Origin of the sequence: Streptomyces filipinensis, assembly GCF_014649495.1 — a bacterium.
Lineage (GTDB): Bacteria > Actinomycetota > Actinomycetes > Streptomycetales > Streptomycetaceae > Streptomyces > Streptomyces filipinensis.
Genome location: NZ_BMTD01000002.1, coordinates 481,633 through 495,357 on the forward strand (window position 1 = coordinate 481,633; position 13,725 = coordinate 495,357).

The following is a 13,725-nucleotide window of genomic DNA, read 5'->3' on the forward strand; positions in this document are numbered from 1 at the left end:
CGGGAGGTGCGAAGGTGACGGCCCCCCTGCGCGGGTGCGAGGCAGGGGGGCCGTACGGCGTTACTTGGTGAGGTTCTCCGGGCCGAAGGCCTGGGGCAGCATCTCGGACAGCGTCAGGACGCCCGCGGGGGTGTCCAGGAGGAGCTCCGGGCCGCCGAACTCGTACAGCAGCTGGCGGCAGCGGCCGCAGGGGACCAGCAGGGCGCCCTTGCCGTCCACACAGCTGAAGTGGGTCAGCCGGCCGCCGCCGGTGCGCTGCAGGTCCGAGACCAGACCGCACTCGGCGCACAGGCCGAGGCCGTAGGAGGCGTTCTCCACGTTGCAGCCGGTGACCGTGCGGCCGTCGTCGACCCGGGCCGCCACGCCGACCGGGAAGCCGGAGTAGGGGGCGTACGCGTGGGTCATCGCCTCCCGCGCCACCTCCCGCAGTGCCTCCCAGTCGAACTCGGCGTGCCGGGTCACTTGCCCTGGCCCTTCCGGTAGCGCATGCCGTCCGCCTTCGGCATCCGCAGGCGCTGCGCGGACAGCGACAGCACGAGCAGGGTGACGACGTACGGGGTGGCGCCCACGAAGTCGCTCGGGACCGTGTCGGTGAACAGGTACCAGACCAGCACCAGCGCGGCCACGACGAGGCTGATCCCGCCCTGCCACAGCGAGGTGCGGTACAGCTTCCAGCCTGCCATGAGGACGAGCAGCACGACCAGCACGAGCAGCAGCGCGTGGACGGTGGTGCCGCCGTTGCGCAGCTGGAGCGCGTCGGAGTAGCCGAACAGGCCCGCGCCCATCGCCAGGCCGCCCGGACGCCAGTTGCCGAAGATCATCGCCGCGAGACCGATGTAGCCGCGGCCGCCGGTCTGGCCCTCCAGGTAGGTGTGCGAGGTGACCAGGGCCAGGAAGGCACCGCCGAGGCCGGCGAGGCCGCCGGAGACGGCGACGGCCGCGTACTTGTACGAGTAGACGTTGACGCCGAGCGACTCCGCGGCGGTCGGGTTCTCACCGCAGGAGCGCAGCCGCAGGCCGAACGGGGTGCGCCACAGGATCCACCAGCTGCCGACGAACAGCACCGCGGCCAGGACCGTCACCACGGACAGGTGGGTGACCAGGCCGCCGATGATGCCGGCGAGGTCGGAGACCAGGAACCAGTGGTGGTTCTCGATCGAGTGCAGGCCGTCGGAGAGGCCGGGCACGGTGACGTCCGGCAGGGCCGCGACCGGCGGGGACTGCTTGGGGTTGCCACCCGCGTCGGCCGCGGCGCCGCCGGCGAAGAACAGCTTGGCGAGGTACTGGGTGGCGCCGAGCGCGAGCAGGTTGATCGCGACACCGGAGACGATGTGGTCGACGCCGAAGGTGACGGTGGCGACGGCGTGCAGCAGGCCGCCGAGGACACCGAAGCCGATGCCGGCCAGCAGGCCGAGCCAGGGGCTGGACTGCCAGCCGACCCAGCCCGCGCCGAAGGTGCCGAGGATCATCATGCCCTCAAGGCCGATGTTGACCACGCCGGCGCGCTCGGACCACAGGCCGGCGAGACCGGCGAGACCGATCGGCACGGCGAGGCCGACGGCGGCACTGACCTGTCCGGCGGAGTCGAGGTCCTGCGAGCCGGTGATCATGCGGATCGCGGCCAGGAGCAGCAGCGCACCCGCGATGAGCAGGAGAACCTGGCCCCAGGAGCGGCCGGAGCGCTGCGGCGCGCCCGCCGCCTTGGGCGCCGCGGGCGGCGGCGCGTCGGTCATCGTGGCAGTCATCACGCCACCTCCTGCTTCTTCGTCGTGGCGGCGGCCTGGGCGGCGAGTTCGGCGCCGACCTTCTGCTGCTGGCGCTTGAGGCCGTAGCGGCGTACGACCTCGTAGGCGATGACGACGCAGAGCACGATGACGCCCTGGATGACGCCGAGGATTTCCTTGTCGTAGCCCTGGAACTCCAGGTGGTTGGTGGTGCGCTCCAGGAAGCCCCACAGCAGGGCGCCGAGCGCGATACCGACCGGGTTGTTGCGGCCGAGCAGCGCGATGGCGATGCCGGTGAAGCCGATACCGGCCGGGAAGTCGCTGCTGAACTGGTAGCTGTCGTTGAGCAGGGTCGGCATGCCGATCAGGCCGGCCACCGCACCCGAGATGATCATGCTGGTGACGATCATCTTCTTCACCGACACACCGCTCGCGGTGGCCGCGCTCTCGGACTGGCCGACGGTGCGCAGGTCGTAGCCGAACCGGGTGCGGCCGAGCACGAACCAGTACGCGATGCCGACGATCACGGCGACGAAGATGAAGCCCCACAGGTCACCGGCCGGGCCGGTGTTGATCGTGAAGAAGTGCGCGGCCGACGGCAGCGGCTTGGTGGCGACGACCGTGCCACCCTGCTGGAGCTGGGCCAGCTTCCCGGGCTGCAGCAGGTAGGCGATGATCGCGGTGGCGATCGAGTTCAGCATGATCGTCGAGATGACCTCGCTGACGCCGCGGGTCACCTTGAGCACACCGGCGATGGCCGCCCACAGGGCGCCGGTCGCCATCGCGCAGATGAGGATCAGCAGGACGGAGAGCCAGCCGGGCAGGGTCAGCGCACCGCCGAGGACGGCGGCGAAGAACGCGGCGAGCCGGTACTGGCCGTCGACGCCGATGTTGAACAGGTTCATCCGGAAGCCGATGGCCACCGAGACGCCCGCGAGGTAGTACGTGGTCGCCTTGTTCAGGATGTAGACCTGGCTGTCGCTGGCGAAGCCGTAGGTCAGCATGTCGTTGAAGGCGGGACCGGGGTTCTTGCCGGTCGCGAGGATCACCAGGGCGGTGACGACGAGCGCGGCGACGATCGCCAGCACCGGCGCGGCGATGCCGAGGAACAGCCGCTCCTTGTCGATCCGTGAGGTCAGCTTGTTCATCGCTCGTCGTCCTCTGTGTGCTCCAGGTGGCCGGTGGCCGCACCCGTCATGGCGGAGCCCAGCTCTTCGGGGGTGATGGTGGCGGGGTCGGCGTCGGCGACCAGGCGGCCGCGGTACATCACCCGCAGGGTGTCGGAGAGGCCGATCAGCTCGTCCAGGTCGGCGGAGATCAGCAGCACGGCCAGGCCCTCGCGGCGGGCCTCGCGGATGTAGTCCCAGATGGCCGCCTGGGCGCCGACGTCCACACCGCGGGTGGGGTGGGCGGCGATGAGCAGCTTGGGGTTGTGGCTCATCTCGCGGCCGACGATCAGCTTCTGCTGGTTGCCGCCGGACAGCGACGCCGCGGTCACGTCGATGCCGGGGGTGCGGACGTCGTACTCCTGGACGATCCGCTCGGTGTCGGCGCGGGCCGCCTTGATGTCGATCAGTCCGCCGCGCGAGTTGGGCTTCTCGGTGACGTGGCCGAGGATGCGGTTCTCCCACAGCGGGGCCTCAAGGAGCAGGCCGTGGCGGTGGCGGTCCTCGGGGATGTAGCCGATGCCGGCCTCGCGGCGGCGGCGGGTGGCGGCGTGGGAGATGTCGGCGGCGTCGAGGGTGATCACGCCGGCGTCGGGGTGGCGCATGCCCATGATCGCCTCGACCAGTTCGGACTGGCCGTTGCCCTCCACGCCGGCGATGCCGAGGACCTCGCCCTTGTGGATGGTGAAGGAGATCTCGTCCAGGATGATCCGCTCGATGCCGTCCAGGTCGGTCTGCGCCAGGTGCAGGCCCTCGACCTTGAGCATCGGGACGTCCGTGACGGTGGACTCCGCGGTCTCCGGGGTGGGCAGTTCGCTGCCGACCATCATCTCGGCGAGCTGCTTGGGCGTGGTGCGGGACGGCTCGGCGGTGCCGACCGTCGTACCGCGCCGGATGACGGTGATCTCGTCGGCGACGGAGAGCACCTCGCCCAGCTTGTGGGAGATGAAGATGACGGTGAGGCCCTCGGCCTTCAGCTCGCGCAGGTTGTCGAAGAGGGCGTCGACCTCCTGCGGTACGAGCACGGCCGTCGGCTCGTCCAGGATGAGGGTCTTGGCGCCGCGGTAGAGGACCTTGAGGATCTCCACTCGCTGGCGGTCGGCGACGCCCAGCTCCTCCACGAGGACGTCGGGGCGGACGTTCAGGTGGTACGCGTCGGAGATCTCCTTGATCTTCGCGCGGGCCTTGCCGCCGATGCCGTACAGCTTCTCCGCGCCGAGGACGACGTTCTCCAGCACGGTGAGGTTGTCGGCGAGCATGAAGTGCTGGTGCACCATGCCGATGCCGCGGGCGATGGCGTCGCCGGGGTTGTGGAAGACGACCTGCTCGCCGTTGACGGTGATCGTGCCCTCGTCCGGCTGCTGCATGCCGTAGAGGATCTTCATCAGGGTGGACTTGCCGGCGCCGTTCTCACCGCACAGGGCGTGGACGGTGCCCGTGTGGACCGTGATGTCGATGTCGCGGTTGGCGACGACGCCGGGGAAACGCTTGGTGATGCCGCGCAGTTCGACGGCAGCGGGAGGGCTGGACGCGTTGATGGCGCACTCTCCTCGGGGAAAGGGGCTGCATAGGGGAGGTGGCAGGCGTCGGCGACGCTAGCGCGGCAACTCCGCGCTACACGCGTAGAGTTGACACATTGTTATGGCTCGGCGAGGGCCGTTGGGACGGTGTTCCCTCGCCGAGCCGAGGTCCGACGGGCCGGTCGGTTCCGTTGGCCGGAGCCGACCGGGTCCGTCAACCGGGACCGATCGGATCCGGCCGGCCGGGCCGACCGGATCCGTCAGGTCACGGGTGGGTCTTGACCTTGATCTGGCCGTCGACGATCTTCTTCTTCGCGGCGTCCAGCTTGGGCTGGATGTCGTTGATGAAGCCGCCGCTCGTGGCGAGCGAGACACCGCCCTTGGCGAGCGAGTAGACGTTGTTGCCGGTGAGCGGCTTACCGTCCTTGACGGACTTGATGAAGTCGTACACGCCGACGTCGACGTTCTTGACCATGGAGGTCAGGAACGAGTTCTTGTACTGGGCCAGACCCGGGATGTTGTACTGGTCCGAGTCCACGCCGATGCCCCAGGCGCCCTTGACGCCGTGCACGGCCTCGATCGCGCCGTTGCCGGAGGAGCCCGCCGCCGTGTAGATCACGTCAGCGCCCTTGTCCAGCATGCCCTGCGCGGCCTGCTGGCCCTTGTCCGGGCTGGAGAAGCCGGAGAAGTCCTGGCCGTGGGACAGGTACTGGACGTCGACCTTGACCTTGGGCTTGGTGTCGTGCACGCCCTGGACGTAGCCCGCCTCGAACTTCTGGATCAGCGGGTTGTCGACACCGCCGATGAAGCCGACGTGGTCCTTCTTGGTCTTCAGCGCGGCGGCGACACCGGCCAGGTAGGAGCCCTGCTCCTCGGTGAACGTGATGCTGTTGACGTTCTTGCCGTCCACGACCGAGTCGACGATGCCGAAGCTGGTCTTCGGGTACTTCGCGGCGATCTTGGTCACGGCGGGGGCGTAGGAGAAGCCGACGGCGACGATCGGGTTGTAGCCCGCGTCCGCCAGGTCCGACAGACGCTGCTCGCGGTCGGCCTCGGTGTCCGAGGTCTTCGCGGTGAGCTCCTTGACGGAACCGTCGAAGTCCTTCACGGCCTTGTCGGCACCGCGCGCGGCGGAGTCGTTGAAGGAACGGTCACCACGGCCGCCGACGTCGTAGGCGAGACCGATCTTGACACCCTTGCCGCCGCCGGAGGGGGACGAGCCGGTGTTGTTGTCGGAGGAGGTGCTGCCACAGGCTGTGGCAGTCACGGCGAGAGCTGCGGTCGCGATACACGCAGCGGAAAGCTTGGCTACCCGGCGCACGGGAAGGCTCCTTCACCTGACCTGAGCGCCGCGTAGGCGCTTGATGTGAGCACCATGCCAGTGCTCGGGCCGGAACGCCCCGTCGGCGTCGGCTTCGCGGCATCGTAACGCGCGTAGATGTCGCAAAAAACCCCCTCTCGAAGCCGTTATCGATTCGAGGCAAACAGCATCTGAACTCGGGCTCTCAGCCCTCTCATGCCGTTGTCGCGCACCGTGTGCGAATGGCTTGCGAGCGTGTTGCGCCGCCCAGGGGAACGGCCCCCGGGATCCGCCTCCGGGGGCCGCACGCTCAGCCCTTTACCCCGTTCGGCCCGCTCAGCCCTGTACCCCGTTCGGCTCCAGGAAGGCCGCCGCCGTGAACATCTCCACGCCGACCGTGATCGCGTGCTCGTCGGCGTCGAAGTCGCCCTGGTGGAGATCGCGCACCGTGCGCTCGCCGGGGCGGCGCACCCCGAGACGGGCCATGGCGCCGGGCACGTGCTCCAGGTACCAGGAGAAGTCCTCGCCACCGAGGCTCTGCTCGGTGCTCTCCACGGCGTCCCGGCCGCGCCGCGCGACCATGGCCCGGCGCAGCAGTTCGGTGGACTCGCGGTCGTTGACGACCGGCGGTACGCCGCGCACATAGGTGATCTCGGACTTGGCCCGGTGCAGGGTGGCGACCTCGTCGATGGCCGCGTGCACGAGGTCGGGGGCGTCTCGCCAGGCCTCCAGGTCCAGGCAGCGCACGGTTCCGGACAGCTCGGCGTGCTGCGGGATCACGTTCGGCGCGTGGCCGGACTCGATACGGCCCCAGGTGAGGGCGAGGCCCGCCCGGGTGTCGACGCGGCGGGCGATCAGCGCGGGCACGTCGACGGCGACGCGGGCGGCGGCCGTGACGAGATCGGTGGTCAGATGCGGCCGGGCGGTGTGGCCGCCGGCCCCGTCCAGGGCGATCTCCAGCCGGTCGCAGGCGCTGGTGATCGCGCCGTGCCGCAGACCGATCTTCCCGGCGTCCACCCGGGGGTCGCAGTGCACGGCGAGGATCCGCCCGACCCCCTTCAGCACACCCTCCTCGATGGCGTCCAGGGCGCCTCCGGGCAGCACCTCCTCGGCGGGCTGGAAGACCAGCCGCACCGGCCGGGGCAGCAGCCCCTTGGCGTGCAGGTCGGCGAGGACCAGGCCCGTGCCGAGTACGACGGTCGTATGCACGTCATGGCCACAGGCGTGCGCCCGGTCGGGCACGGTCGACCGGTACGGGCAGTCGCTCTTCGTGTCCGGGATGGGCAGGGCGTCGATGTCCGCGCGCAGCGCGAGCACCGGTACGGCCGACCGCTCACCCTCCGCGAGGCCGATGTCACACACGAGTCCGGTCCCCTTGGCGAGCACCCGGGGCCGAAGCCCCGCCTGCTCCAGCCGCTCCTTGATCGCAGCGGTCGTACGGAACTCCTGATTGCCCAGCTCAGGGTGCATGTGCAAGTCGCGACGGAAGGCGACGAGCTCGGCGTGCAGGGCTTCGCTCAGCACGCCGGGGAGCACATCCCCCGCGAGGCCGGCCTCGGACTCTAGGGACATCAATTGCTTCACCCTCTGAAGGGTAGGACGCCCGGACGGTCAACTACCCCTCGATCAACAAAAGTTCAGCCCGTTAGGGGAAGAAAATCTGACCGGCGGACGCATGGCGGCGGACTCTGAGGGGTAAAACCCTTGTTTCCTCCTTCCACGGATACCATGCCTCGGCGCAGTCACGCTCGCCATGTCCACGAACCGGACCCCAGCGCGGGCCGCGTCCCGCTAGGGTCCGCACACGTGACCGACGCGACCGAGCGCTTCCTCCAGACGACCCGCTCCTCCTACGACACGATCGCCAAGGACTACGCGGCCCAGTTCCCGGCCGGTGACTGGCATCCGCTGGACCGCACCCTGATCAGCACCTTCGCCGAGCTGGTCGGGCGAGCCGGTACGGCGCCGGTCGCCGACCTGGGCAGCGGACCCGGCCACGTCACCGCGCTCCTGGACGAGCTGGGGGTCCCGGCCTTCGGCGTCGACCTCTCCCCCGCCATGGTGACGCTGGCCCGCGACACCTACCCCCGGCTGCGCTTCCACATCGGCTCCATGACGGCCCTGGACCTGCCGGACGCCACCCTGGGCGGCATCCTCGCCCTGTACTCGACGATCCACGTCCCCGACGACCACCTGCCGGCGGTCTTCGCGGAATTCCACCGCACCCTGCTCCCCGGCGGCCACGCCCTCCTCGCGTTCCAGACCACCCCGGAACCCGGCCACCTGCACCTGCCGGAACGGTTCGGTTACGCGATCGACCTCGACTACTACTGGCGCACGCCGGACCAGGTCACCGGTCTGCTCACCGAGGCGGGCCTGGAGCTGGTGGCGACGGTACGCCGGGAGACGTCCGGGGAGGAGAAGTGGCCCCGGGCGTTCGTGCTGGTCCGGAAGCCGTAGCCGGAGGGCCGGAAGAAGGCGGTGGCGGACTGCTTCATTCCTCCTGCCGTGGTCGATGGCCCCGGCTAGAGTCCGATTCCAAGATCCGTGCAGCGACGATCGAGCGAGATCCAAGGGGGAATCCGCCATGGCCGGTGCCGACAGCGGTGCGTACGAGGGATTCACGGCCGAGGAGCGGGCCGCGATGAAGGAGCACGCCCGGGGGCTGAAGACGGCGGCCCGCCGCAGCTCGCCCGCGGAGAAGGCGGCGCAGGCGGAGCAGGACGTGCTCGCGAAGATCGCCGAGATGCAGGAGTCGGACCGGATCATGGCCGAGCGCGTCCACGCCGTGATCACCTCGACGGCCCCGGATCTCGCGCCGAAGCTCTGGTACGGGATGCCCGCGTACGCGCTGGGCGGCAAGGTCGTCTGCTTCTTCCAGAGCGCGGAGAAGTTCAAGTCGCGCTACGCCACGCTCGGCTTCAGCGACCAGGCGAAGCTGGACGAGGGCACGATGTGGGCGGCCGGTTTCGCCCTGACCGAGGTGACGCCCGAGGCGGAGGAGCGGATCGCGGCACTGGTGAAGCGCGCGGTGAGCTGAGCCACGCACCGGCCCCCGCCCGCCCACATGGCCGTCCGTAGGGGCGGCCGGGTCGGCTAGGCCGGGCTTGTCATGGTCGTCAGGCGGTGGATGTCGCGGGCCGTGCCCGTCACCCCGGACAGGAAGCCCTGGGCGCGTGGGGAGGCCTTCTCCGTGAGCCAGGTGGGGTCGATGTCGCAGACGGCCACGCGGACGCCGGTGCCGGTCAGGGCCAGCGGCAGGGTGTGCACGACCGTCGACGGGAAGCTGAGGATCGTGCGGCCGATCGGGCCCCTGCGGGCGATCAGCTCCAGGGGCAGGTCCGGGCGCACTATCTCCAGGCCCGTCTCGGCGGCCAGGCGGTGGAGTTTGTCCGTGCTCTCGCGGCGGTGGGCGAAGTAGCGGGTCGCGCCGTGGGCCTTGGCCAGGTTGCGGACGGCGTCCAGGTAGCGGTCGCCGTCCACCACCCCTGTCTCGACGAGGGACGTGCCGACCATGTCCGCGCCCTTGGTGATGCGCGGCGGCCCGAAGCGGGCGCGGGTCCAGGAGAAGTCGTTGGCCGTGACCCGCACTCCTTCCGGCGTCTCCGTCACCGGCATGGAGGAGAAGACCTCGACCCGGCGGCGGGCGTTCGGCGTCAGACGGCGGCGGGCCGAGGAGGACACCGGGGCGAAGAGCAGGTCGCGCGCCCCGGGACGGCCGCCCTTGCGGTGCCAGCGGACCAGCCGTTCACCCCGGGCCAGTTGGGCGACGAACTCCATCGTCGCCGTGCCGTCGTCCACCACGACCAGGTCATGGGCCCGGGTGATGGTCAGCAGCAGTTGGACATAGCGGGAGAACGGGTCTCCCATGACGATGCGGTCCGCACGCCGCAGAGCGCCGGCGAGGCCGCCGATCGTCTGGAAGGGGGCCGCCGGGCCGCCCCGCGCCTCCTGCCAGCGCACCCGGTACCCCTCGTCCCGGGCCAGGTCCGCCATGCGGCGCAGCTGGCCCCGGGTCATGGGGTCGGTCGGGGCCAGGACGACGACCGTGAGTTCCGCGCCGGCCGGTGACGGGTCGTCGCCGGCCACCGTCCGCCGTACCTGCGCCGGCACGGACGGAAGCGGGTCCGTGCCGGGCAACGGGTCCGGGTCCGTGCCCCGCAGCCCCTGCTGATGCGCCCACTCCAGCACGTTCAGCAGCTGGACCGGGCTCTCCACGAAGGCGAGCGTGCGGGGAGGGTGGCCGGCGTGACCGGCGCGGGGGCTCATCGGCGTACGACCGTCCCGTCGTAAGTGACCTGGATTCACACCGAGACCGGCTCGCCCGCCGCCGCGGCGATCTCCGCCTCGGCGACGACGCCGGCGACGCGGCGCAGCTTCTTCATCGGGCCGAGCTCGGAGTCGTAGACCTTCTTGACGCCGTCGCCGAGGGAGGCCTCGATGGTGCGGATGTCGCGGACCAGACGCGTGAGGCCCTGCGGCTCGACGGAGGCGGCCTGGTCGGAGCCCCACATGGCGCGGTCGAGGGTGATGTGGCGCTCGACGAAGGTCGCCCCGAGCGCGACCGCGGCGAGGGTGGTCTGCAGGCCCGTCTCGTGGCCGGAGTAGCCGATCGGGACGTTCGGGTACTCCTTCTCCAGCGTGTTGATCACGCGGAGGTTCAGCTCGTCGGCCTTCGCCGGGTAGGTGGAGGTGGCGTGGCACATGAGGATGTTGTCCGAGCCCAGGACCTCGACCGCGTGGCGGATCTGCTTCGGGGTGGACATGCCGGTGGAGAGGATGACCGAGCGGCCCGTGGCGCGCAGGGCGCGCAGCAGCTCGTCGTCGGTCAGGGACGCGGAGGCCACCTTGTGGGCGGGGACGCCGAACTTCTCCAGGAAGGCGACGGCCTCGGTGTCCCACGGGGAGGCGAACCAGTCGATCCCCTTCTCCTTGCAGTACTCGTCGATCTGGCGGTACTCGTCCTCACCGAACTCCACGCGGTGGCGGTAGTCGATGTAGGTCATCCGGCCCCAGGGGGTGTCGCGCTCGATGTCCCACTGGTCGCGCGGGGTGCAGATCTCCGGAGTGCGCTTCTGGAACTTGACCGCGTCGCAGCCGGCCTCGGCGGCCACGTCGATCAGCTTGAAGGCGTTCTCCAGCTCACCGTTGTGGTTGATGCCGATCTCGCCGCAGATGTAGACGGGACGGCCGGGGCCGACCTCGCGCGAACCGAACGTACGGATGCGGGAGTTGCTGCTCATGGGGGAGATTTCCTTACTTGGGGAGGGAATCGAGAGAGGGGCCGAGGATCCAGCTGGCGATCTCTCGGATCGCGCCGTCACCGCCGGGGACCGTGGTGACCGCGCGTGCGGCGCCGCGTACGACGTCGTGGGCGCTCGCGACCGCCACCGGCCAGCCCACGAGGGCGAAGCAGGGGAGGTCGTTGACGTCGTTGCCGACGTAGAGCACGCGCTCCGGCGCGATGCCCTGCTCCTCGCACCACTGCTTGAGCGCGAGGTCCTTGCGGTCGATGCCGTGCAGCACGGGAAGCTTCAGCTTCCGGGCGCGGGCGGCGACCACAGGGTTCTGTTCCGTGGACAGGATCAGCATCTTCAGGCCGCTCCTGCGGAGGGCCGCGATGCCGAGGCCGTCGCCGCGGTGCACGGAGACGAACTCCCGTCCGTCGGAGTCGATCAGCACCCGGTCGTCGGTCTGGGTGCCGTCGAAGTCCAGTACGACCGCGTCGATGTCGTCGGCGGTCGGCAGCGCGCCGGGGCGGTCCGCGTCGAAGAGCGGCGCCAGCGCGCGGGCGCGCGCCAGGTCGTGCGGGTCGTCGATCTCCAGGACCCGGGCGGGGTCGGTGCGGACGAGTTCCGTACGGCCGAAGAAGCGGTGCTGGTGCTTGCGGAAGCCCGTCGCGTCCATCGCGTAGGCGGCGCCGGTCTCCAGGAAGTCCTGGGGGCGGTCCTGGCGGCGGGGGCGGAAGGACTTGTCGTGGTTGACGCCCAGCCCGCCCTCGGCCTCGGCGTCGGCCTCGCGCCAGACGAAGCCGTGGAAGGGGGCCACGGTCACCGCCGTGTCCGCGCCGTTCTCCACGACCGCGCCCGCCACCCCGTCGATGTCCTCGCGGACGATGAAGGGGCTGGTGCACTGCACGAGCAAGACCGCGTCGACCGCCGCGCCGTGCAGCGCCTCGTGGGCGTCCATGGCGTGCAGGACCGCGGCCTCGGAGGTGGCCGTGTCTCCGGCGATGGCGGCGGGGCGCAGCACGACCTCGGCGCCGGCCTCCCGGGCGGCGGCGGCGATGGCCTGGTCGTCGGTGGAGACGACGACGTCGGTCACCAGCCGGGTCGCCCGGCACTCGCGCACCGCGCGCGCCACCAGCGGGACACCGCCGACGGGCGCGAGGTTCTTCGCGGGCACGCCCTTGGAGCCGCCGCGGGCGGGGATCACCGCGAGCACCCGGCGCACCGCAGCGCCTGGGCCCGCTTCCGGGTTGGACATGGGGTCTCCTTGGATGGTCCCTTGGAAGGTCACAGCTCGCCCATCCGCCGGATCACCGGGGCGACCCGCTGCACGCCGTGGCGGTAGGCGCCACGCGCCGCGCGGCGCACGATCTGGCGGACCGGTCCGGGCTCCTTGTCGGCGGCGGGCGCGCCGGGCAGCGGCACGCCGTCGGGGCCGAGGTGGTGCCGGGCGAGGATGCCGGGCAGATAGCCGGGCGCGGTCTCGGGGGTGTAGTAGGGGGTCAGGGGCGGCAGGCCGCCGGGGCGGTCCAGCAGCTTGGCGATGCGCTCGCGGGCGGTGTCGAACGCGGTCTCGTAGGTGCCGTCGGCGGCCACGCCCTGCCGGGCCACCCACTCCTCGTCGGCCACCGGCCGGTGCCCGGCATCCAGCTGGTCCCAGGAGGCGAGGCAGCCGGAGCCGGTGAAGTGGTGGTTGCCGAGCACCTCGCGTACGCCCAGGTCGGTCAGGACCACCGTGGGGATGCGGCGGTGCAGGGCCTCCAGGGCGGCCGTGGAGCTGACGGTGACGAGGAGGTCGGTACGGTCCAGGACCTCACCCATGTGGCCGTAGACCAGGCGGAAGTTGGCGGGCAGGTGCCTGCCCTGCGCCAGCTTCTGGTACGGCAGCTCCTCGATGTGGGTGGTGTGCTCGCCCGGCTTGGAGCGCAGCTTCAGCAGGACCTCGCGCTCGGGGTGCCTGCGGGCGTGCTCGATGAGCCGGTCGAGCAGGTACGTACGGTCCTTGCGGCTGTCCGGGACGGACGGCTGGGCGGCGAACACCACGGTGTACGGCTCGTGTTCACCGGCGTACGGCGCCCCGCCGAGGAAGGGCAGCGCGACCTCGGTGACCGCGGAGGCGTCGGCGCCCACACCCTCGTACACGGCGCGGAAACGGTCCGCGTCATGGCGGGAGTTGGCGAGCACGAGGTCCGCGCCGTGCCGCAGCAGCAGCCCGTCGGCGAGCTTCTCGTAGACGACCCCGACGTAGCCGGTGACGACGACGGGACGCCTGCCGGCGCCCGCCCGGACGGCGCGCAGCCCGTGCAGCATCGCCTGGACCCCGCCGCCGACCAGCGCCAGGACGAGGACGTCGTACGACGCCTCGTCCATGGCGCGCAGGAACTCGACGCCGGTGACCTCACGCAGGGAGTCCGCCCGGACGCCGACCTCCGTGAGCTGGCGGGCGGTGGGGGTGGCGCGTCCCCGCAGGAGGTAGCCGTCGAGCCGGACCTCGGCCTCGGCGGGGGCGAGGCGCTGCGCGGTGAGCGCGCCCCACTTCCACCGGGTGTCGGAATCGGCGAGGACGGCGACCCGCAGGGACTTCGTAGCACTTGCTGGCACGCCGAAGACGCTAGGAAGCCATTCCGAGGTTCCGCCCAACCCGAATGCAACAAACGGTTAACAGCACATCGCCGAATGGCGAATCAGGGCGCGAAGGCGCGCGGAAAAAGCCCGGTTCACAGCTTCGCCACGTGCCGTTCACCCAGCATCAAGCAGACGGTCAAGACGAATGACGGGCTTCGCCCT

Annotated in this window: 12 protein-coding genes; 2 read left to right on the forward strand and 10 right to left on the reverse strand. The window is 70.8% G+C overall.

The window, feature by feature from the left end; translation table 11 throughout:
• Positions 1-60: 60 nt before the first annotated feature.
• The 6 genes from IE244_RS07200 to IE244_RS07225 all read right to left on the reverse strand — a co-directional run bounded on the left by IE244_RS07200 (position 61) and on the right by IE244_RS07225 (position 7,282).
• Positions 61-462 carry a cytidine deaminase gene (locus IE244_RS07200; RefSeq protein ID WP_191871771.1) on the reverse strand — a complete coding sequence of 134 codons (402 nt, stop codon included), beginning with the start codon at positions 460-462 and terminating at the stop codon, positions 61-63.
• On the reverse strand, positions 459-1,745 hold the full coding sequence (locus IE244_RS07205; protein WP_191871772.1) for an ABC transporter permease: 1,287 nt from the start codon (positions 1,743-1,745) through the stop codon (positions 459-461). Before IE244_RS07205 ends, IE244_RS07200 begins: the two co-directional genes overlap by 4 nt.
• Complete coding sequence (locus IE244_RS07210; protein WP_031164051.1) at positions 1,745-2,872, reverse strand: ABC transporter permease; 1,128 nt, start codon at positions 2,870-2,872, stop codon at positions 1,745-1,747. Before IE244_RS07210 ends, IE244_RS07205 begins: the two co-directional genes overlap by 1 nt.
• On the reverse strand, positions 2,869-4,395 hold the full coding sequence (locus IE244_RS07215; RefSeq protein WP_191872146.1) for an ABC transporter ATP-binding protein: 1,527 nt from the start codon (positions 4,393-4,395) through the stop codon (positions 2,869-2,871). Before IE244_RS07215 ends, IE244_RS07210 begins: the two co-directional genes overlap by 4 nt.
• Before the next feature lie 280 nt (positions 4,396-4,675).
• On the reverse strand, positions 4,676-5,731 hold the full coding sequence (locus tag IE244_RS07220) for a BMP family lipoprotein (protein ID WP_191871773.1): 1,056 nt from the start codon (positions 5,729-5,731) through the stop codon (positions 4,676-4,678).
• Positions 5,732-6,046: 315 nt separating this feature from the next.
• Positions 6,047-7,282 (reverse strand): M20 family metallopeptidase, encoded by a 1,236-nt coding sequence (locus IE244_RS07225; protein ID WP_191871774.1) that lies wholly within the window; start codon positions 7,280-7,282, stop codon positions 6,047-6,049.
• Positions 7,283-7,516: 234 nt separating this feature from the next.
• Between IE244_RS07225 and IE244_RS07230 the strand changes: the two genes are divergently transcribed.
• Both IE244_RS07230 and IE244_RS07235 read left to right on the forward strand, forming a co-directional pair.
• Positions 7,517-8,170, forward strand: a complete 654-nt coding sequence (locus tag IE244_RS07230; protein ID WP_229853990.1) for a class I SAM-dependent DNA methyltransferase — start codon at positions 7,517-7,519, stop codon at positions 8,168-8,170.
• A gap of 127 nt (positions 8,171-8,297) precedes the next feature.
• Entirely contained in the window at positions 8,298-8,750 is a 453-nt protein-coding gene (locus IE244_RS07235; RefSeq protein WP_191871777.1) for an iron chaperone, read from the forward strand.
• 56 nt (positions 8,751-8,806) lie between these two features.
• On the opposite strand, the gene IE244_RS07240 is transcribed toward IE244_RS07235, so the two are convergent.
• The 4 genes from IE244_RS07240 to IE244_RS07255 are packed head-to-tail and all read right to left on the reverse strand — an operon-like array spanning position 8,807 to position 13,539.
• A complete protein-coding gene (locus tag IE244_RS07240; protein ID WP_191871778.1) occupies positions 8,807-9,979 on the reverse strand; it encodes a hypothetical protein in 1,173 nt (390 codons plus the stop codon).
• A gap of 35 nt (positions 9,980-10,014) precedes the next feature.
• Positions 10,015-10,953 (reverse strand): N-acetylneuraminate synthase family protein, encoded by a 939-nt coding sequence (locus tag IE244_RS07245; RefSeq protein ID WP_191871779.1) that lies wholly within the window; start codon positions 10,951-10,953, stop codon positions 10,015-10,017.
• A 13-nt stretch (positions 10,954-10,966) separates the two neighbouring features.
• Positions 10,967-12,196, reverse strand: coding sequence for an N-acylneuraminate cytidylyltransferase (locus tag IE244_RS07250; protein ID WP_191871780.1), 1,230 nt, complete (start codon positions 12,194-12,196; stop codon positions 10,967-10,969).
• Positions 12,197-12,225: 29 nt separating this feature from the next.
• On the reverse strand, positions 12,226-13,539 hold the full coding sequence (locus IE244_RS07255) for a DUF6716 putative glycosyltransferase (protein WP_191871781.1): 1,314 nt from the start codon (positions 13,537-13,539) through the stop codon (positions 12,226-12,228).
• Between the last annotated feature and the right edge of the window lie 186 nt (positions 13,540-13,725).

What these genes read in the sequence shown, in the direction of transcription:
- IE244_RS07205 (WP_191871772.1), bottom strand. Translation starts at nt 1,745, where the DNA reads ATGACTGCCACGATGACCGACGCGCCGCCGCCCGCGGCGCCCAAGGCG.
- IE244_RS07240 (WP_191871778.1), bottom strand. Translation starts at nt 9,979, where the DNA reads ATGAGCCCCCGCGCCGGTCACGCCGGCCACCCTCCCCGCACGCTCGCC.
- IE244_RS07210 (WP_031164051.1), bottom strand. Translation starts at nt 2,872, where the DNA reads ATGAACAAGCTGACCTCACGGATCGACAAGGAGCGGCTGTTCCTCGGC.
- IE244_RS07235 (WP_191871777.1), top strand. Translation starts at nt 8,298, where the DNA reads ATGGCCGGTGCCGACAGCGGTGCGTACGAGGGATTCACGGCCGAGGAG.
- IE244_RS07245 (WP_191871779.1), bottom strand. Translation starts at nt 10,953, where the DNA reads ATGAGCAGCAACTCCCGCATCCGTACGTTCGGTTCGCGCGAGGTCGGC.
- IE244_RS07225 (WP_191871774.1), bottom strand. Translation starts at nt 7,282, where the DNA reads ATGTCCCTAGAGTCCGAGGCCGGCCTCGCGGGGGATGTGCTCCCCGGC.
- IE244_RS07250 (WP_191871780.1), bottom strand. Translation starts at nt 12,196, where the DNA reads ATGTCCAACCCGGAAGCGGGCCCAGGCGCTGCGGTGCGCCGGGTGCTC.